Origin of the sequence: Streptomyces mangrovi, from assembly GCF_900114215.1 — a bacterium.
In the GTDB taxonomy this organism is placed as follows: domain Bacteria; phylum Actinomycetota; class Actinomycetes; order Streptomycetales; family Streptomycetaceae; genus Streptomyces; species Streptomyces barkulensis.
On record NZ_FOSG01000003.1, the window covers coordinates 14,939 to 33,635 of the forward strand.

The 18,697-nt window shown below is 72.9% G+C and carries 21 protein-coding genes and 1 pseudogene; 5 read left to right on the forward strand and 17 right to left on the reverse strand.

Annotated elements, in window-relative coordinates; genetic code table 11:
• Positions 1-110: 110 nt before the first annotated feature.
• From BM237_RS04775 to BM237_RS04830, 12 genes are all read right to left on the reverse strand, one after another.
• Positions 111-632: a SixA phosphatase family protein gene (locus BM237_RS04775; protein WP_093848181.1), complete on the reverse strand. Its 522-nt coding sequence runs from the start codon at positions 630-632 to the stop codon at positions 111-113.
• 88 nt (positions 633-720) lie between these two features.
• Positions 721-936 (reverse strand): hypothetical protein, encoded by a 216-nt coding sequence (locus tag BM237_RS04780; RefSeq protein WP_093848183.1) that lies wholly within the window; start codon positions 934-936, stop codon positions 721-723.
• Positions 937-1,135: 199 nt separating this feature from the next.
• Positions 1,136-1,780 carry a TetR/AcrR family transcriptional regulator gene (locus BM237_RS04785; protein WP_093848185.1) on the reverse strand — a complete coding sequence of 215 codons (645 nt, stop codon included), beginning with the start codon at positions 1,778-1,780 and terminating at the stop codon, positions 1,136-1,138.
• A 9-nt stretch (positions 1,781-1,789) separates the two neighbouring features.
• Complete coding sequence (locus BM237_RS04790; RefSeq protein WP_093848187.1) at positions 1,790-3,430, reverse strand: amidohydrolase; 1,641 nt, start codon at positions 3,428-3,430, stop codon at positions 1,790-1,792.
• Positions 3,391-3,921, reverse strand: a complete 531-nt coding sequence (locus BM237_RS29150; protein WP_175540890.1) for an acyl-CoA thioesterase — start codon at positions 3,919-3,921, stop codon at positions 3,391-3,393. The genes BM237_RS04790 and BM237_RS29150 overlap by 40 nt, the downstream gene beginning before the upstream one ends.
• Positions 3,918-5,513: an AMP-binding protein gene (locus BM237_RS04800; protein ID WP_093848189.1), complete on the reverse strand. Its 1,596-nt coding sequence runs from the start codon at positions 5,511-5,513 to the stop codon at positions 3,918-3,920. The genes BM237_RS29150 and BM237_RS04800 overlap by 4 nt, the downstream gene beginning before the upstream one ends.
• Positions 5,510-6,304, reverse strand: coding sequence for an enoyl-CoA hydratase/isomerase family protein (locus BM237_RS04805; RefSeq protein ID WP_093848191.1), 795 nt, complete (start codon positions 6,302-6,304; stop codon positions 5,510-5,512). Before BM237_RS04805 ends, BM237_RS04800 begins: the two co-directional genes overlap by 4 nt.
• 86 nt (positions 6,305-6,390) lie before the next feature.
• Positions 6,391-7,173, reverse strand: coding sequence for an amino acid ABC transporter ATP-binding protein (locus tag BM237_RS04810; protein WP_093848193.1), 783 nt, complete (start codon positions 7,171-7,173; stop codon positions 6,391-6,393).
• A 13-nt stretch (positions 7,174-7,186) separates the two neighbouring features.
• A complete protein-coding gene (locus BM237_RS04815; RefSeq protein WP_093848195.1) occupies positions 7,187-7,840 on the reverse strand; it encodes an amino acid ABC transporter permease in 654 nt (217 codons plus the stop codon).
• Between the two features lie 45 nt (positions 7,841-7,885).
• On the reverse strand, positions 7,886-8,689 hold the full coding sequence (locus BM237_RS04820) for an ABC transporter substrate-binding protein (protein WP_175540891.1): 804 nt from the start codon (positions 8,687-8,689) through the stop codon (positions 7,886-7,888).
• 298 nt (positions 8,690-8,987) lie between these two features.
• Positions 8,988-9,104, reverse strand: coding sequence for an SGM_5486 family transporter-associated protein (locus BM237_RS30225; protein WP_093848199.1), 117 nt, complete (start codon positions 9,102-9,104; stop codon positions 8,988-8,990).
• A 16-nt stretch (positions 9,105-9,120) separates the two neighbouring features.
• Positions 9,121-10,425, reverse strand: a complete 1,305-nt coding sequence (locus BM237_RS04830) for a CynX/NimT family MFS transporter (protein WP_245793411.1) — start codon at positions 10,423-10,425, stop codon at positions 9,121-9,123.
• A gap of 97 nt (positions 10,426-10,522) precedes the next feature.
• Between BM237_RS04830 and BM237_RS04835 the strand changes: the two genes are divergently transcribed.
• Complete coding sequence (locus BM237_RS04835; protein ID WP_093848203.1) at positions 10,523-11,203, forward strand: FadR/GntR family transcriptional regulator; 681 nt, start codon at positions 10,523-10,525, stop codon at positions 11,201-11,203.
• 100 nt (positions 11,204-11,303) lie between these two features.
• On the opposite strand, the gene fabI is transcribed toward BM237_RS04835, so the two are convergent.
• Positions 11,304-12,083, reverse strand: a complete 780-nt coding sequence (gene fabI, locus BM237_RS04840) for an enoyl-ACP reductase FabI (RefSeq protein ID WP_093848205.1) — start codon at positions 12,081-12,083, stop codon at positions 11,304-11,306.
• 5 nt (positions 12,084-12,088) lie between these two features.
• A complete protein-coding gene (gene fabG / locus BM237_RS04845) occupies positions 12,089-12,793 on the reverse strand; it encodes a 3-oxoacyl-[acyl-carrier-protein] reductase (protein ID WP_093848207.1) in 705 nt (234 codons plus the stop codon).
• A 255-nt stretch (positions 12,794-13,048) separates the two neighbouring features.
• On the opposite strand from fabG, the gene BM237_RS04850 reads away from it, so the two are divergent.
• Positions 13,049-13,675 (forward strand): Uma2 family endonuclease, encoded by a 627-nt coding sequence (locus tag BM237_RS04850; protein WP_093848209.1) that lies wholly within the window; start codon positions 13,049-13,051, stop codon positions 13,673-13,675.
• Between the two features lie 58 nt (positions 13,676-13,733).
• On the opposite strand, the gene BM237_RS04855 is transcribed toward BM237_RS04850, so the two are convergent.
• Together BM237_RS04855 and BM237_RS04860 are read right to left on the reverse strand one after the other, a co-directional pair.
• Positions 13,734-13,976, reverse strand: a complete 243-nt coding sequence (locus tag BM237_RS04855) for a hypothetical protein (RefSeq protein ID WP_093848211.1) — start codon at positions 13,974-13,976, stop codon at positions 13,734-13,736.
• Positions 13,977-14,074: 98 nt separating this feature from the next.
• Positions 14,075-14,614 (reverse strand): DUF1648 domain-containing protein, encoded by a 540-nt coding sequence (locus BM237_RS04860; protein ID WP_093848213.1) that lies wholly within the window; start codon positions 14,612-14,614, stop codon positions 14,075-14,077.
• Between the two features lie 123 nt (positions 14,615-14,737).
• On the opposite strand from BM237_RS04860, the gene BM237_RS04865 reads away from it, so the two are divergent.
• Together BM237_RS04865 and BM237_RS04870 are read left to right on the forward strand one after the other, a co-directional pair.
• Positions 14,738-16,303, forward strand: coding sequence for a TldD/PmbA family protein (locus BM237_RS04865; RefSeq protein WP_093848215.1), 1,566 nt, complete (start codon positions 14,738-14,740; stop codon positions 16,301-16,303).
• Positions 16,300-17,709 carry a metallopeptidase TldD-related protein gene (locus tag BM237_RS04870; protein ID WP_093848217.1) on the forward strand — a complete coding sequence of 470 codons (1,410 nt, stop codon included), beginning with the start codon at positions 16,300-16,302 and terminating at the stop codon, positions 17,707-17,709. Before BM237_RS04865 ends, BM237_RS04870 begins: the two co-directional genes overlap by 4 nt.
• Positions 17,710-17,818: 109 nt before the next feature.
• On the opposite strand, the gene BM237_RS04875 is transcribed toward BM237_RS04870, so the two are convergent.
• Positions 17,819-18,097: a GlsB/YeaQ/YmgE family stress response membrane protein gene (locus BM237_RS04875; protein ID WP_093848219.1), complete on the reverse strand. Its 279-nt coding sequence runs from the start codon at positions 18,095-18,097 to the stop codon at positions 17,819-17,821.
• Positions 18,098-18,319: 222 nt separating this feature from the next.
• Here BM237_RS04875 and BM237_RS29685 point away from each other — a divergent pair.
• Positions 18,320-18,661 (forward strand): annotated as a pseudogene (locus BM237_RS29685) (DUF3099 domain-containing protein); the annotation flags it as partial.
• Positions 18,662-18,697 lie beyond the last annotated feature (36 nt).

Below are 18,697 nucleotides of genomic sequence, written 5' to 3' on the forward strand. Positions count from 1 at the left end.
CACGGGACCGCCGGAGCGGGGTCGAGTCCGGACCGGCGGCCCGTCACCGTCCTCCGCCGTCCTCCGTCCTCCGCCGTCCGGCGTCGGCCGTGCGGCGCCAGTCGTGCGCGTCAGTCGTGCGGTGCCCAGTGCGATTCGAGGCGGCCCTTCCCGAGCTCCACGGACTTCCAGGAGCCGGTGAAGGAGACCACGGCCGCGGCGGAGGTGGGGAAGCCGATGCGGTCGAGCCGGCTCCTGGCGTCCTCCTCGGCCTCTCCGGCGAGGGCGTCGGCCATGGCGTGCATACCGGGGTTGTGGCCGACGAGCATGAGGTCCACGATGTCGTCCGGCACCTCGTTGACCACCGCGATCAGTTCGCCGAGCGAGGCCTCGTAGAGCCGCTCCTCGTAGACCGTCCTCGGCCGCTGCGGCAGTTCGTGGACGACCAGCTTCCAGGTCTCGCGGGTGCGGGCGGCGGTGGAGCAGAGGGTGAGATCGGGGACGATGCCGCTGGCTGCGAGCCAGCGGCCGGCGGCCGGTGCGTCCCTGCGCCCCCGCTCCGCGAGGGGCCTGTCGTGGTCCGCCACGTCGTCGGGCCAGTCGGCTTTGGCATGTCGGAGGATGACGATCCTGCGTGACACATCGGCGCTCATGCCTCCAGCTTCGCACGAACGGCGGCGTGTGGCGCGGGGGGTTGGGAACCCTCCCCGACCGGGTGACCCCAGGGGCGGAGGCAACCGGTCAGCGCGACAGGAGTTCCCAGAGCCGGCCCAGCAGATCCGCGAGATACCCCTGGGACCCGGCGTCGGCGGCCTCGGCCCCGCCCGCGCCGGCGAGCAGGGCCAGCAGCGCCGCGAAGGCGATCACGGGCAGCACCGCGGCCCACCACGGCAGCCGTGCGTCCGCGCCGCCGGCCGCCGGCCGGGGGGTGTGCCGGGTGGGTGCGTGGGCCGTCATCGGGCTCGCCTCCGTCGTCTTCCGTGGCGTCTTGGGCGGTGTGCTCCGACGCTACGGACCGCGGGGCGGCCGCTCCATCCGGTGATCCACCCATTGCCCCCTGAGCCCGGCCCCCTAGGGGATGGTGGGGCCTGCCCCACCACGGGCGAAGGCGCGCCTCAGGGCACGAGGGCCCCGGCGGGCGGGCGCGACCGGGCCCTCACGCCCGGGTGACCAGGTCGCGGAACCAGCCGATCGGGGGGAGGTCGAGGTCGTCCAGCCGGACCCGGCGGGTCCCCAGCCGGGCCTCGACCTGGGCGAGGACGAGATCGGCGTGCACGGCGGCTATCCGGTCGAGGTCCAGCTCGCCCTCCTCGGAGTACCAGTAGGCGACCCCCGTGCACGTCGAGAGCAGCGCGAGCCGAGTCACACGGATGTCGGGCACCGACATGCTGCTCTCGGCCAGGCCCGCCACGAGCCGGTCCCCCCACAGCTGCTCGTACTCGTCGCGCAGGGCCACCACGGCCTTGCGGCTCTCCTCCCCCAGCGACCGCAGCTCCCGGTCGACCACGACCGTCTCGGTCCGGCGCAGCCCGTGGGCGAGGACGTGCATTATGGTCAGCGCGGCCAGCCCCTCGACCGGCGAGCCGACCCGCGCCAGCACGGTGCGCGCGTCGCCGTTCAGCCGCTCCAGGGACTCCCTCATCAGCCGGACCAGCAGGTCCTCCTTGCCGTCCATGTAGTGGTAGAGGGTCGCCAGCGAAACCCCCGCGCCCGCGGCGAGGTCCCGGATGCCGGTGGCCTGGAAACCGCGGGTGGCGAACAGTTCCAGCGCACTGGACCGAAGACGCGCGTACGAGGACATGGGCCAACCCTAAGCCAGGACGCCGAGGTCGTGAACGGACCGCCCGCCAACGGCCGTCGCCAGCACGCCGATTCCCGGCAGTTCGTCGGCGGGCACCCGGGTGGGGTCCCGGTCGAGCACGGTGAAGTCGGCCAGGTACCCGGGGGCGATCAGCCCGCGGGACCGTTCGGCGTGCGCCGCGTGGGCCGAACCGACCGTGTAGCAGCGCAGGGCGGTCGCCACGTCGACCCGTTCGCCGGCGGCCAGCGTCCGGCCGCCGAGCGTGCGCCGGGTCACCAGGGCGTGGACGCCCGCCAGGGGGAGGCCGCCCACCACAGGGCGGTCGGAGCTCCCGGGCACCGGCACCCCGCGGTCGGTGAAGCTGCGGACCCGGTAGCACCAGTGGGCGCGCTCACTCCCCAGGGCCTCGGCCATGCCGTCTCCCGCCTCCCGCACCAGGGAGCCCTGGGGCACCGGGATCACCCCGAGCCGGACGATGCGCTCCACCTGCCGCGGCGAGGTGACCGCGCAGTGCTCGATCCGGTGCCGCGGGTCGGGCCTGGGGTACCGACGCTGCGCCCGTTCGTACGCCGACAGCACCACGTCCACGGCACGGTCGCCGATCGCGTGCGTGGCCACCTGCCAGCCGGCCCGGTGCGCCGCGACGATCGTGGCGGTCAGCTCCTCCTCGCCCGCCTGGAGGTACCCGCGGTTGCCGGGGTCGTCGGCGAAGTCGCAGCACATCGCCGAGGTGCGGCCGATGAGCGAGCCGTCGGAGAACACCTTGACCGCACCGATGCGCAGCCGGTCGTCGCCGAAGCCGGTACGGATGCCCAGGTCGATGCCCAGGCGGTACGGGTCGGACTCGTGCGCCTCCAGCGGGTGCAGCACGTCGGAGGCCACCATGAGCGTCACGCGCTGCGGCAGCCAGTCCTCGTCCCGGGCCTGCTGGTAGGCCGCGACCTCCACGCCGCTGTGTCCGATCCAGCCGCCTCCGACGCCCGCCTCCTGCACGGAGGTGATCCCCTCGGCGGCATAGCGGCGTCCGGCGGCGGCGACGGCGCGCGCCAGCATGTCGGCCGGGAACGGGAAGAGGAGGCCGCGCACCAGTTCCTGGGCGCGTTCCTGGAGCAGTCCGGTGGGGGCGCCAAAGGCGTCGCGCACGATGCGCCCGCCGTCCGGGTCGGGTGCGGTGCCGGCCCCGCACCGGGCGAGGACCGGGGAGTTGACCACGCACATGTGCCCGCTGGTGTGCTTGAGCCACACCGGATGGTGCGGCGCGGCCCGGTCCAGGCCGGCCGCCGTGGGGTGCCCGCCGGCCATCCGGTTCTGGTCGTAGCCGGCCCCGGTGATCCATTCGCCGGCCGGGCGCCGTGCCGCCTCCCGGGCCACCCGCTCGTAGACGTCCTCCACTGTGGCCACCCGGCCCGGGGAGAGGTCGAGTTCGCCGAGGGAGAGTCCGTACCAGGCCATGTGGTTGTGGGCGTCGTGGAAGCCGGGCAGCACGCACCGCCCCGCCAGGTCGACGGTGCGGCGCGCGGACAGACCGGCGACCTCGTGCCCGCCCACCGCCACCACCCGGTCCCCCAGCGTCGCGAACGCCTCGGCGCGGGGCCGCGCGGGGTCCATGGTCAGGATTCGCGCGTTGCGGTAGACGACGTCCGCGTCCATGGTGCGACCTCCGTGTGTGCTGCGGCGAGCAGGGCGCGCAGCCGCTGCCGGAACTCCTCGTTCCAGGCCCGCGGGCGGCGCGTCGCCCGGTCGATGTGGACGGCGGTGCGGGTGCCCTCGGCAGCGACGGCCCCGCGGGCGCCGGGAACGGTGACGGTGACGGTGAAGCCCACCGTCAGGCTGGTGCGTCCCAGTGCGGTCACCCGCTGCTCGACGAGGAGCGGACCGGGCCGGTCGACGGGACGGGCGAAGGACAGGCTCAGTCCGGCCACCACGTGGTGGCGCTCGGGCCGTACCGCGGGGTCGGGGTCGTAGGGGTAGCCCAGGGCGTCCAGCAGGCGGCTGAAGGCCCGTTCGGCGTGTACCGCGAACCGCGTGTGGTGGAGCACGCCGAGTGCGTCGAGTTCGTCCCAGGCGACCTCGGTAGTGGTTCGGAAACGGCCTGGGAGCGCCTCGGCGCCCTTGCCGGTGCGGGGTCCGGCTGGTGTCACGGCCGTCCTCCTCCGGTGTGCGGGTCCGCTCCGGCCGCGTCCCAGCAGGGGCCGCGGTCGGCACGCAGTTCGCCCTTGGCCACCCGCTCGGACGGGGTGAGGGGCAGTGCGGGTCGCACGCACCAGTAGCGGGGGACCTTGAACGGCGCCAGCCGCAGGCGGCAGAACTCCAGCAGCTCCCGCACGTCGAGGGCGTCCTGGCCGGCCGGCACGACGAACGCCTTCACCTCCTCGCCTCGCACGGGGTCCGGCTCGGGCACCACCGCGGCCATCCGCACCGCCGGGTGGGACTCGACGACCGCCTCCACCTCCCGCGCCGAGACGTTCTCCCCGGAGCGGCGCACCATGTCCTTCGCCCGGCCGAGGTAGTGGATCCGGCCGGCGGCGTCCTCCCGCACCCTGTCCCCGGTGTGCAGCCACCCGTCGCGCAGGACCCGGGCGGTGGCCTCGGGCTGCCGCCAGTAGCCGTCCATCAGGCCGGTTCCGGAGATCACCAGCTCGCCCTCCTCCCCGGGCGGCACCGGCCGGCCGCCGGGGTCGACGACGGCGACCCGCTTGCCGGGCTGCGGCCGGCCGATGCATCCGGTGCCGACCGTCTCGTCGTGGTCCCGCGGGGTGACGATGAGGTCGGCGCCGGACTCGGTCATGCCGAACGCCTCGTACCACGGCACCCCCCAGCGCTCCTCCAGGTCCCGGTGCAGTTCGGCGGGGATGCCGGAGGCCAGCACCGCCCGTACCCGGTGCCGTCGGTCGCCGGGGTGGGGCGGCTGTGCCAGCAGGGCGGCCGGCATCATGCCCAGGCAGTAGAACACCGTCACCCGGTGCTCGCGTACGTCGGCCCACATCCGGCTCGCGCTGAACCTGTCGGCCACGACCAGCCGGGCGCCGGAACGCAGCGCGGCCACGACGTTCCACTGCGGGTCCATGTAGCTGAACGGCTGGGCGGTGTACAGGACATCGGTCTCGGTGAGCCGGGGGAAGTTGATCCGCAGCGCGTGCGCGATGGTGAGCCAGTAGCGGTGGTTGAGCACGCATCCCTTGGGCAGGCCGGTCGTCCCCGAGGTGTACTGGATGTTGACCGGGTCGCCCGCGGAGACTTGGGAACCGTCGGGGCTGTCGGGGCCGCCGGGGGCGTCCGGGGCGGTCGGCAGTTCGTCCGCCGTCACGATCGTGAGCGGCACGCCCGCCTCGGCCGCGGCCTGTGCGAGGGTGTCCGCGTACCGGGGCACGGTGACCGCCAGCCGCGGTCCGGAGTCGCGCAGCAGATGGGCCGCGTCGGCGCTGCGGACCTGGGTGTTGACGGGGACGGCGATCCGCCCCGACCGGGCCGCCGCCAGCCATACCAGGGGGAACTCCGGGACGTTGGGCAGCATCACCGCCACCCGGTCGCCCGGTTCGGTCCTCCGGCGCAGGAACGCGGCGATCCGGTGCACCACCGCGTCGATCCGCGCGAACGTCCAGGCGGGCCGGTCGGCGTGCGGGAAGACCCAGGCCACCCGGTCGCCGTGGTCGCGGGCCGCCCGGTCCAGGAGGGCGCCCAGGGTCCGCGGCCCGGCCGCGGGGGCGGTGTCCGCCGGTGTACGGGCCGTCACGGGGTCCTCCGTTCGTGCTGCGGGACCGCGCCGGAGCGGTCCGGGGTGCCGGCGGCGACGACGCGCATGGACAGGTCCACCTCCGTGGCGAGCGCCTCCTCCAGCGCGGCACCCAGCCCGCGGTCGAGGGACTCCTTTGCGAGGGCGAGCGCCAGCGGCGGCCGGCCGACCAGCCTTCCGGCCAGTTCCAGCGCGCGCCGGAGGTGTTCGCCGGCCGGGACCACCTCGTTCACCAGGCCCCAGTCGCGGGCCTCCTCGGCGCCGAACCCCGTGCCTGTCATCAGCAGGTACTTCGCGCGCTGCGGGCCGAGGACCGCGGCCAGCAGCTGGGAGACGCCGTTGGTCACGGTGAGCCCCACCCCGACCTCGGGGAACGTGAAGCGGGTGGACTCGGCCGCCACCACCAGGTCGCAGGCCAGGGCCCATTCGCATCCGGCGCCCACGGCCCAGCCGTGCACCGCCGCGATCACCGGTACCGGGCTGCGCTTGATGGTCCGGGTGACGTCCTGCAGCCGTTCCAGCCGTTCCCTGGCCTCCAGCGGGTCCTCCGCCGGGGCCGGTTCCTTGAGGTCGTGGCCGCTGCAGAAGGCCCGGCCGGCCCCGGTGAGCACCACGGCCCGCGCGCCCTCGGCGACGGCTCGCCTCACGGCGACGGCCAGTTCGCGGCTGACCTCGTCGGTGACCGCGTTGAGACGGTGCGGACGGTGCAGTTCGACCACGGCCACCGGCCCGGTCCTGTCGTACCGCACCGGCCGCCGTTCCTGGTGGTCCGTCTCCGTCAGTGTCGACATCCTGTCCTTCTTCTGCTTTCTGTCCTGTCGTGCCGCATGGCCGGGTCGTGTCCTCCGCCGGGGTCCGCCGGCGCCGCCGTGCCCGGTCAGACCGACTCCACCTGCCGGAGGAAGGCCCGGCCCCGCTCGCTGCGCGGGTTGTCCAGCACCGCGGTCGGCGGCCCCTGTTCGGCGATCTTGCCGTCGGCCATGAGGACCACCCGGTCGGCGACGCTGCGGGCGAAGCGCATCTCGTGGGTCACCGCCACCATGGTCATCCCGGAGTCGGCCAGGTCCCGCATCACCGCGAGCACCTCGCCGACCAGTTCGGGGTCGAGCGCGCTGGTGGGCTCGTCGAAGAGCATCACCTTCGGGCGCATGGCCAGCGCCCGTGCGATGGCCACCCGCTGCTGCTGCCCGCCGGACAGGCTCATCGGGTAGCGGTCGGCGAACCGCTTCAGTCCCACCTGGTCCAGCAGTTCCAGCGCGACGTCCCTGACCTGGCGCGGGTCCCGGCCGGCCACCTTGACCGGGGCGGTCGTGACGTTGTCCAGAACCGACTTGTGCGGCCAGAGGTTGAAGTGCTGGAAGACCATCCCCACCCGGCGGCGCATCAGGTTGAGCGACTTCTCGTCGTACCGCAGCTCCCGGCCGTCGATGACGATCTCGCCGGAGTCGATCCGCTCCAGTCCGTTGACGCAGCGCAGCAGTGTGCTCTTGCCGGCCCCGGAGGCCCCGATCAGCACGACGACCTCACCGGTGCCGATGTCCAGGTCAACCCCGTCCAGCACGGTGTGCGCGCCGAAGGACTTGCGGATGTCCCGCATGCGCACCAGCGGGGGGACGTCCTGTGGAGCGGTGTCCTGCGGGGCGGTGTCGGGATGTGGCATGGGATGCCGCCTCTCAGATCGCGTAGCGGGTGTGCCGGCGCTCCAGGCGGCGCAGCAGTGCCGTCAGGAGCATCACGACGGCCAGGTAGTAGACGGCCGAGATCAGGTAGTACGTCAGCGGCTCGTAGGTCGCGGCCGCCAGCTTCTGCGCCTGCATGAACAGGTCGGGAACCGTGATGAACGAGGCCACGGCGGTGTCCTTGACCGCGATGATGAACTGGTTGCCCAGCGACGGGAGGATCGAGCGGAACGCCTGGGGCGCCACCACGATCCGCAGCGCCTGTGTCCGGCTCATGCCCACGGAGCGCGCCGACTCGGTCTGCCCCTTGGGCACCGACTGCACACCGGAGCGGAAGATCTCCGCCATGTAGGCCCCGGTGTGCACGGTGAGTCCGATCACCGCCGACCAGAAGGAGGAGATGTCGACGACGGTGACCAGGCCGTAGTAGATGACGAACAGCTGCGCCACCAGAGGGGTCCCCCTGATCAGGGCGAGGTAGCCCTGTGCCAGCCAGCGCAGGGCGGCGAAGCGGCTCATCCTCATCCAGGCGACGACCAACCCGACCGCCAGGGCGAACACCACCGCCAGTGCGGCCAGCGACAGGGTGATCTTCAGCCCTTCGAGCATGAGCGGAAGGGAACGGCTGATGCCGTCCAGGACAGACATGGCGGGGTTCTCCTCGGCAGCCGGGTCGGACGTCTGCGGGACCGGTCAGGAGCGGGCGTCCTGGCTGATGTCGGTCCCGAACCACTTCTCGCTGAGCCGTGCGTAGGTGCCGTCGTCCCTGATCTCGTCCAGGGCCTTGTCCACCTCGGCGGTGAGTTCGGAGTTGCTCTTCTGGCTCGCGATCGCCGCAGGGTCCGGGAAGAGGATCTCGCCGGCCGGTTTGACGTCGATGCCGGTCTGCTTGATCTGGTACAGCCCTAGCAGCTTGGTGGTGATCGCCGCGTCGACCCGGCCGTTGGACAGCTCGGTCAGCATCTCGTTGTCGCTGTTGTAGGTCTTCACCTCCGCGACCCCGGGCTGCTTCTGGGCGTACTCCTCGAACGTCGTGCCGAGCACCACACCGACCCTGGCGTCCTTCAGGTCGTCGACCGAGGCGACCGCGGAGTCGTTCTCGACGAAGAGCTGGGCGCCGGAGACGTAGTACTCGCCGGTGAAGTCGACCTGCTTCCTGCGTTCTTCGGTCGGTGACATCGAGCCGACGATGAGGTCGTACCGTTTGGCCTTCAGTCCGGCGACCAGTGAGTTGAACGGGCCGGTGACCGGGTTCGGCTCCAGGCCGAGCCGCTCGGCGAGTTCGTTGCCGAGCTCCACGTCGAAGCCGGCGAGCTCACCGTCGTCCTCGAAGTAGTTGAACGGCCGGTACTGACCGCTCATGGCGAATGTCAGCTTTCCGTCCTCGACGAGCCGGTACCCGCCCTCCTCCGCCTCGGCGGAGGAACCGCCGCACCCGGTGGCCAGGGCCGCCGCTATCAGGCAGCCGGTCAGCGCCGCCGCCGTTCTCCTGGTCACACGTCCTGCAGATGACGTCCGCATGGCCGAGCCTCCACGTTCTGCGAGCCGGAACCGATCGATCGATCGATCGGTTTCGCGGAAACGTACTGACCGGTTCCGGGCCTGTCAATCCCCCCCGGAGCACCGGAAGGAAGGGGCGGTGGCCCGGGGCCGGCCCGCCGTCCACCGTGATCCGCGGGCCGTCCGGCGCCCCGGAAAAGCACGTACGCCCCTCCACCGGGCGGTGGAGGGGCGTACGGGCGGGCGGGTCGGCGCGGCGGCGGGAGGCCTGAGGGGGCGCGGCGGCGCCAGGGTCCTACGGGGCGATGACGGAGGCGAGGACGCCGATCACGACCGTGACGCCGAGCATCGCGCCGAGGACGAGAAGCAGTTTCTTCTGGCCGTTGGGCGGGTTGGGTTCGAGCACTGGCATGCGCCCAGTGTCGCACTCAGCCGCCGTCCTCGACGCATCGGTCCCGGCCCGCCACCAGGCCCACCATGAGCTGGGCGGTCATCAGGACGGCCATCAGCGCCAGGGGCGCGTGCCAGCCTCCGGTGTGCTGGTGGAGGGCCCCGACCAGCAGCGGCCCGGGAACGGCGATCAGGTAGCCGGTGCCCTGGGCGAAGGCGGAGAGCTTGGCGACCCCGGCGCCGGTCCGCGCCCGCATCCCGATCATGGTGAGGACGAGGGGGAAGGCGCAGTTGGAGACGCCCAGCAGCAGTGCCCAGGCCCAGGCCCCCTGCGCGGGGGCGAACCACAGTCCGGCGTATCCGCCCAGTCCGCAGCAGGCCAGGACGGCGACGAGGGGGCCTTGGTGACCGAGCCGGGCGGCGATCCGCGGCAGTACGTAGGACAGGGGGATGCTCATCCCCATGGTGACCGCCAGCAGCAGGCCGGCGGTGGGCGCGGGGACCCCGGCATCGCGGAAGATCTGCGGCAGCCATCCCATGACGACGTAGGCGGCGGTGGCCTGGAAACCGAAGAAGACTCCGAGCGACCAGGCGGTGACGGAGCGGGTGATGCGGACGCCGGGGCCGGGACCGCCCTCGTCGGCCCCGGCCCCGGCGGATGCGGCGGTACGGGCGCGGGCGCCGCGTACGACCGGTGCCCACACCAGCAGGGCCAGGGCGCCGGGCAGCGCCCACATCCCGAGCCCGAGGCGCCAGTCCCCCTCCAGCGCCCGGACCGCCGGGACGGTGAGGGCGGCGGCCGCGGCGGTGCCCACGGAGAGCGCCATGGAGTACAGGCCGGTCATCGGGCCGATCCGGTCGGGGAACCAGCGCTTGACGACCACGGGCATCAGGACGTTGCCGGCCGCGATGCCCGCCAGCGCCAGTGCGCTGGAGGCCAGGAACCAGGCCGTTCCGCCGGCGAGGGGGCGCAGCGCCAGCCCTGCGGTGACGGCGGCCATTCCGGCGAGCACCACGGTGGCCGGGCCCCAGCGGCGGGCCAGCCGGGGCGCGGCGCCGCCGAAGACCGCGAAGCAGAGGGCGGGCGCGGAGGTCAGCAGCCCGGCGACGGTGCCGTTCATCGCCAGCGCCTCGCGGACCTCCGCCAGGAGCGGGCCGAGCGCGGTGATGGCGGGACGCAGGTTGAAGGCGGCGAGTACGACGCCCGCGACCAGCAGCCGCCGCGCCCACGGGGAGGCGCTCGCGGCCGCACCCGGCGAAGCGCCCGGAGCGGCGTGGGTGCCTACCCTGTCCGGGTTCCCCCCTTCGGCCCGGCGGTCGATGGTCACGGGATCCTCAGCCATGACATGCATCATAGAATCATCGGATGAATTGAGGCCACTTGGTGCGCCTCTCCGCTCGCCCGCCGTGCCCACCGCACCCGCCGACCCGGGAAGTGCCATGCCCCTGACCTCGCCCCGCCGCTCCGCCCTGGCCGACCAGGTCATCGACGCCCTGCGCGACCAGATCACATCCGGCGAGTGGCCGGTGGGCTCCCGCATCCCGACCGAGCCCGAGCTGGTCGAACAGCTCGGCGTGGCCCGCAACACCGTACGCGAGGCCGTACGGGCCCTCGCCCACAACGGACTGCTGGACATCCGGCAGGGCTCGGGCACCTACGTGGTGGCCACCAGCGAACTCGCCGGGGTGATGCACCGCCGCTTCGCGGACGCCGATCCTCGCGACGTGGCCGAGCTGCGCTCGGCGCTGGAGGCCGAGGCCGCACGGCTGGCCGCGCACCGCTGTACCGAGCAGGACCTGCGCCAGCTGCGGACACTGCTGCGCCGGCGCGAGGCGGCCTGGGAGACGGGCGAGGTGGAACGCTTCGTGGAGGCCGACGTCACACTGCACCTGGCGATCGTCCGGGCGTCCCACAACGAGGTCCTCACCGCGCTCTACGCCGACCTCGGCACCGTGGTGCGCACCTTCCTCCGCAACGACGTGGGCGAGGAGCTGCGCTCGGAGGGGTATCTGGACCACGGGCGGCTGGTGGACGCCATCGCCGACCGCGACGCGGAGACGGCCGCGCGGGAGGCGGGCTCGTACGCCCGGGCCTGCCGGGGCTCCGGCTCCCGCGACTGACCCGCGCCCGGGCCCGGCTCCGGCTCGGCACGTGCACCGGGCCGCCCCCGGCCCCGGCGCGGGACCGGGGGCGGCCCCGGGTTCGTCCGATCGCGGCGCGCTACGCGCCCATCATGTGGACGCCGCCGTCCACGTGCACGATCTCGCCGGTCGTCTTCGGGAACCAGTCCGAGAGCAGGGCGACCACGCCGCGCGCGGCGGGCTCGGGATCGGTGAGGTCCCAGCCGATCGGGGCGCGGGTCTTCCACACGTCCGCCAGTTCCTCGAAGCCCGGGATGGACTTGGCGGCCATGGACTTGATGGGCCCGGCCGACACCAGGTTGCAGCGGATGCCCTTGTCCCCCAGGTCGCGGGCGAGGTAGCGGGAGGTGGACTCCAGGGCGGCCTTGGCCACGCCCATCCAGTCGTACTTGGGCCAGGCCACCTGCGCGTCGAAGTCCATGCCGACGACCGAGCCGCCGCGCTTCTCCAGCAGCGGCAGCAGGGCCATGGTCAGCGACTTCAGGGAGTACGCCGAGACCTCAACGGCCGTGGCGACCGATTCCCAGCCGGTGTTGAGGAAGTTGCCGCCCAGGGCGTCCTGCGGCGCGAAGCCGATGGAGTGCACGACACCGTCCAGTCCGACGCCCTCGCCGAGGTACTCGGCGACCTTGTCGGCCAGGGTGTCCAGGTGCTCGCTGTTCTGCACGTCCAGCTCGATCACCGGGGCCTCCTTGGGAAGCCGCTTGGCGATGCGCTGCACCAGCGTCAGCCGCCCGAAACCGGTGAGGACGACCTCGGCACCCTCCTCCTGCGCCAGCCGGGCGACGTGGAAGGCGATCGAGGAGTCGGTGAGCACCCCGGTGACGAGGATGCGCTTTCCGGCGAGAAGTCCGCTCATGACGTTCAGTGACCCATGCCCAATCCGCCGTCCACGGGAATGACGGCTCCGGTGATGTACGCGGCCTCCTCCGAGGCCAGGAAACGCACCGAGGAGGCGACCTCCTCGGGCCGGGCGTAGCGGCCCAGCGGGACCTGTTCGACGATCTTGGCGCGCTGCTCGTCGGTGAGCGCGCGCGTCATGTCGGTGTCCACGAAACCCGGTGCGACCACGTTGCAGGTGATGCTGCGGGAGCCCAGCTCCCGGGCGACCGAGCGGGCGAAGCCGACCAGGCCGGCCTTGGAGGCGGCGTAGTTGGCCTGCCCCGCCGAGCCCAGCAGGCCGACGACGGAGGAGATCAGCACGATGCGGCCCCGGCGGGCGCGGAGCATGCCCCGGCAGGCGCGCTTGACGACCCGGAAGGTGCCGGTGAGGTTGGTCTCCACCACGGAGGTGAAGTCCTCCTCGGACATCCGCAGGAGCAACTGGTCCCGGGTGACACCGGCGTTGGCGACCAGCACCTCGACCGGGCCCTGCCTCTCCTCGATCTCCTTGTAGGCCTGCTCCACCTGCTCGGCGTCGTTGATGTCGCACTTGACGGCGCAGAAACCCTCCGGCGGCTCACCGGACCGGTAGGTGACGGCGACCTTGTCGCCCGCGTCGGCGAACGCCCGGGCGATGGCCAGGCCGATGCCGCGGTTGCCTCCGGTGACGAGAACCGAGCGGCTCAAGGGAACACCCTCTTCCGTAGGGAGCATGTACTCCGCAAGAAACTATCGTCCGGCCCCGCGAGCCGGAGAACGGGTCCCCGACAGGGGCTTTGCCGGACTCCTGTGGGATTCCTACAGAAAGGCGCCCCGCGCCGGGGCGTACACCCGGCCCCGGGGCCCGTACGAGGAGCGACTGTACGGGAATCGGACGAACACACAGCGTTCTGGCCCACGACCCTGGGTGGCGCGTGGTGCAAGAGCACGAGGAAGCGCATCATGACAGTGATGCTCGAACGACCGACGGCCATAGACGTTCCCTCCGGCACCGCCCGCTTCCGGGCGCTGTGCCGCACTCTGCTGGACATGGAGGTGCCCGACGGCTACCGGGCGGAGATCATCGGGGGGAACATCGTCATGTCGCCGTGGTCAAGGGGGTTCTACCTGCCGATCATGCAGTCGCTGCGAAGCCAGTTGGAGCCGCATCTGCCCCCCGGGCACACGGTCGACTACGCGCCTTTCCTGTTCGCCTTTCCCCGTGCCGAGCGGGCCTACGGGCCCGATGTCTACGTTGCGGCGGCAAGCGCGTTCCGGACGGAGGAGCGGTATGTCGACGGTGAGGCGCTCTCCCTGGTGGCGGAGCTGACCTCGGACTCCACGCGCGAGACCGACCGGACCGACAAGGTCTCGGCGTACGGCCGCAGCGGCGTGCCCGTGTACCTGCTGCTGGACATGGAGGAGCAGGCCGCCACGGTGTTCTGGCGCCCGTCCGAGCGGGGTTACGACTCGCGGCTGACCACGCCCTTCGGGGACCCGCTGCGCATCCCCGAGCCCTTCGGCTGCGACCTGGACACCTCCGGTTTCAAGACCCCCGCCGGGAAGCCGGACGGCGCGGAAGACCGGTGAGGCGGAGCGGCTCCGCCGGGGACCGGTGAGCGGGGGCGCCTGCCCCGGATCAGCCGGATCAGCCCTCCGGGACCGGCGGCGAACCGGTGACGGCGGGCCCGGCGCCCGGACTCCGGTCCCCCTCCCCGGCCTCCTCGCCCTCGCCCTCGTCCCCGGGGCGTTCGCGTCCGGTCCTCGCGGACCGCTCCTCCCCTTCGGGGCGGCGCTCCTTCCGCTCCTCCTTCCCCTTCTTGTCCGTGCCGCTCCTCATCTCGGACGGGTCGTGCTGCCTGCCGTCGTAGGGCCCTGAGTAGTCGCTCACGGCACGCTCCTTCCCGCGGTTCTCTCCGGTGGGCCGGCCCGCGGGCCGGCCCGGCCACGAGTACCCCGGAGCACCGCGGGAACACACCGGCGGCCGGATCACTTCCGGCTCTCGCGGCTCTCACGGCGGTCCCGGAGGGCCACGGCGAGCACCGGCACCAGGCCGAGCGCGATCGGGGCGAGTACCGCGGCGAGCAGCCAGGCGGGCACGTGCGGGTCCGGTTCGGTCCGCCACATCACCGCGCATGTCACGGCCATCGACAGGCCGATGCAGAAGCCGAGCTGGAGCGTGGCCCTGGCACCCCGCAGCGCCGAGGCACGGGTGGCGGGGCGGTTGATCAGGGAGGAGGCCCGCTCGCCGGGGGCGAGTTCGTCCTCGGAGCGCATGCGCAGCGCCGCGGCCGAGGTGAGGGCCATCACCGCGATGACCCCGGCGTAGACGAGGACGGGGACGAAGACCGCGCCGACGGACTTGTCCGCCCAGGCGTCGATCCCGCCGGGGCCGATATGCTGCGGCACCCTCTCCGGCAGGCTCGGGTACACCGCAACGCCCCAGACCGTCAGCCCCGCCAGCACGGCGAGCTGCGGCAGCAGCCACACCCACGGAAAGTCCGGCCGGTTCTCGCCGTCGTTTCCCATACGCCCCTCCCGCGGTTCCCTCTCCACTGCCCCGACCCTTCACCGGGCAGGGTAGACCGGTTGCCGGCCGCGGCCGATGGGGCATGGTTCACTGCGGTCATGCACCGACAAGGAGGAGCGTCCGTGGTCCACGAGATCGATGAGTCCTTCCTGGCGCTGCCGCTGCGCGCGCTCGCCGACGCGGCGCTCGCGCGGGCCCGGGCGCTGGGGGCCGAGCACGCCGACTTCCGTTTCGAGCGCAACCGCAGCGCCTCCTGGCGGCTGCGCGACGCGAAGCCTGCCGGGTCGTCGGACATCACCGACGCCGGATACGCGGTGCGCGTGGTGCACGGCGGCGCGTGGGGTTTCGCCTCGGGAGTGGATCTGACGATGGACGCCGCCGCGAAGGTGGCGGGCCGGGCCGTGGAGATGGCGAAGCTGTCGGCGAGGGTCGCCGAGGCCGCCGGCGACGGCGCGGCCGCGCGGAACGGCTCCGCCGGGGACCGGTGGGCGATGGGCGGACGGGTGGAGCTGGCGGACGAGCCGGTGCACGGTGAGCGCACCTGGGTCTCCTCCTACGAGGTCAACCCGTTCGACGTGCCGGACGCGGAGAAGACCGCCCTGCTGGCCCGGTGGAGCGAGCGGCTGCTGGGGGCGGACGGCGTCTCCCACGCGGACGCCTCGCTGCTGACCGTGCAGGAGAACAAGTTCTACGCGGACACCGCCGGCACCGTCACCACCCAGCAGCGCGTCCGCCTGCACCCGGAGCTGACGGCCGTGTCCGTGACCGACTCCGGCGACTTCGACTCGATGCGGACCCTGGCCCCGCCCGCCGGCCGGGGCTGGGAGTACATGACCGGTACCGGCTGGGACTGGGACGCGGAGCTGGCGCGCATCCCGGAGCTGCTGGCCGAGAAGATGCGCTCGCCCGGTGTGGAGGCGGGCTCGTACGACCTGGTGGTCGACCCCTCCAACCTGTGGCTGACGATCCACGAGTCGATCGGCCACGCCACCGAGCTGGACCGGGCGCTGGGCTACGAGGCGGCGTACGCGGGCACCTCCTTCGCCACGCCCGACAAACTCGGCACGCTGAAGTACGGCTCGCCGGTCATGAACGTCACCGGCGACCGCACCGCCGAGCACGGGCTGGCCACCATCGGCTACGACGACGAGGGCGTCGAGGCGCAGTCCTGGGATCTGGTCAGGGACGGGATCCTGGTGGGCTACCAGCTCGACCGGCGGATGGCGAGGCTGACCGGGCTGGGCCGCTCCAACGGCTGCGCCTACGCCGACTCCCCCTCCAGCGTCCCCGTGCAGCGCATGGCCAACGTCTCGCTCCGGCCCGATCCGGACGGGCCGTCCACCGAGGAACTGATCTCCCGGGTGGAGCGGGGCATCTACGTGGTCGGCGACCGCTCGTGGTCGATCGACATGCAGCGCCACAACTTCCAGTTCACCGGGCAGCGCTTCTTCCGGATCGAGAACGGACGGCTCGCCGGGCAGCTCCGAGACGTGGCCTACCAGGCCACCACCACCGACTTCTGGGGCTCGATGGAGGCCGTGGGCGGGCCGCGGACGTATGTGCTCGGCGGCGCTTTCAACTGCGGCAAGGCCCAGCCGGGCCAGGTCGCGTCCGTCTCGCACGGCTGCCCCTCCGCGCTCTTCCGGGGCGTCAACATCCTCAACACCGCCCAGGAGGCCGGCCGATGACCAGCTCTTCCACGTCTCCCGCTCCCCACGAGGTCGTCGAGCGCGCCCTGGCGCTGTCGCGGGCCGACGGCTGCGTGGTCATCGCCGACGAGGAGTCCACCGCCAACCTGCGGTGGGCGGGCAACACGCTGACCACCAACGGCGTCACCCGCGGCCGCACCCTCACCGTCGTCGCCACCGTCGGCGGCTTTGAGGGGACGGCGTCGGGGGTGGTCTCCCGTTCGGCCGTCACCGACGACGACATCGAGCCGCTGGTGCGGGCCGCGGAGGAGGCGGCGCGTACGGCGGGCCCGGCCGAGGACGCCCGGCCGCTGGTGGAGGGCACTCCCGCCTCCGCCGACTTCACCGAAGCCCCGGCCGAGACATCCTCGTCGGTGTTCGACTCCTTCGCCCCGGCGCTGGGCGAGTCCTTCGCGCGGGCCCGCTCCGGGGGCCGGGAGCTGTACGGCTTCGCCCACCACCAGATGGTCTCCACCTACCTGGGCACCTCCACCGGACTGCGGCTGCGCCACGACCAGCCCACCGGCACCCTGGAGATCAACGCCAAGTCCCCCGACCGCACCCGCTCGGCATGGGCGGGGCGGGCGACCCGCGATTTCGCCGACGTCGATCCGCTGGCGCTGGACGCGGAGCTGGCACGGCGGCTGGAGTGGGCCGGGCGGCAGGTGGAGCTGGAGGCAGGGCGGTACGAGACGCTGCTGCCGCCCAGTGCCGTGGCGGACCTGCTGATCTACCAGATGTGGTCGTCGGCGGGGCGCGACGCCGCCGAGGGGCGCACGGTGTTCAGCAGGCCCGGCGGCGGCACCCGGGTGGGCGAGCGGCTGTCACAGCTGCCGCTGAGGCTCTACAGCGATCCGGGCGCGCCCGGTCTGGAGGCGTCGCCGTTCGTGATCGCGCACTCCTCCGGCGACGACGTCTCGGTCTTCGACAACGGCCTGCCGCTGCGGGCCACCGACTGGATGCGCGACGGCGAGCTGCGTCATCTGCTGACCACCCGGCACTCGGCGGAGCTGACGGGTCTGCCGGTGGCGCCGGGGATCGACAACCTGCTTCTGGACGCGGGCGGCACCGCGTCGCTGGAGGAGATGGTCGCCGGCTCCGGGCACGACGGCCCGGCCCTGCTGCTGACCTGCCTGTGGTACATCCGCGAGGTGGATCCGGCGACGCTGCTGCTGACGGGGCTGACCCGCGACGGCGTCTATCTGGTGGAGCACGGCGAGGTCACGGGCGCGGTGAACAACTTCCGCTTCAACGAGTCGCCGGTCGACCTGCTGTCGCGGGCCACCGAGGCGGGACGGACCGAGCGCACCCTGCCGCGCGAGTGGTCGGACTGGTTCACACGGGCGGCGATGCCCGCCCTGCGGGTGCCGGACTTCAACATGAGTTCCGTCAGCCGGGGTGTGTGAGCGGCGGCGGAAGGGGACGGTGCGTTCTCCCGCACCGTCCCCTTCCGCCGGTCCCTCCCCCGGCGACGGGAGGCTTCCCTCTCGCGCTCGCGCCGGAAGGTCCGGTCCGTCAGGCCGTCCGTTTGCCTCCGCCCCTGATCTTGGCGTACAGGGGCGTGCCCAGCGCGACGATCAGGACGGCGCCGGCAAGCTGGAGCAGGTGCCGGATCCAGTCGATGCCCGCGGTGTCGTCCACTCCGATCCCGCTGGCCACGGCGTTCCCGATGACGCTGCCGATGATCCCGAAGATGGCGGTCAGCCACAGCGGGATGTTCTGCTTGCCGGGAAGGATGGCGCGGGCCAGCACACCCAGGACCAGACCCACGATGATCGCCCACAACCAGCTCATGTCGCCTCCTCGTGCGGTGCGCTCCGTGCGCGGCGCGTTCGGTTCGTGCGGTGGGGCGCCTCCGTCGCACGGCCGCTGAGCCGTCCGGGTGGGAGCCGTCCCCGGCGCATCGGGTGCCCTCTACCCGGCGTCGTATGCGGCGGAGTCCGGGCGTAGTGTGGAAAAGGCCGGGAACCAGGCGGGAACGCTCCCGGATACCGGCCGCAGGAGCAGGTGGTGAGTGTGAGGCGCAGGCAGCGCGGTCCCGAGGTCTTCCGGATCACCGGAGCCCGTCAGGGGCTGGCGGAGGACGTCCGGGGCCGGGAGCGGCGCTACGTGGTCTCGATGCTGGTACGCACCGCGGCGGTCCTTCTGACCGTGGTGCTGTGGGACGTGCAGCGTCCGCTCGCCGTGGCCGCCCTGGTACTCGGCGCGGCCCTGCCGTACGTGGCGGTGGTGATCGCCAACGCGGGGCGGGAGAACACGCCCGCGCTCCCCGACTCCCTCGTCCCCGCCCCGCCCCGGCAGGCGCTGGGGCCGGCCGGACGCCCGGCGGACGCCGGGGAGCGCGAGGGCGGTCCGAAGGCGCGCACGATACGGCAGGATCCGCTGGAGCAGGAC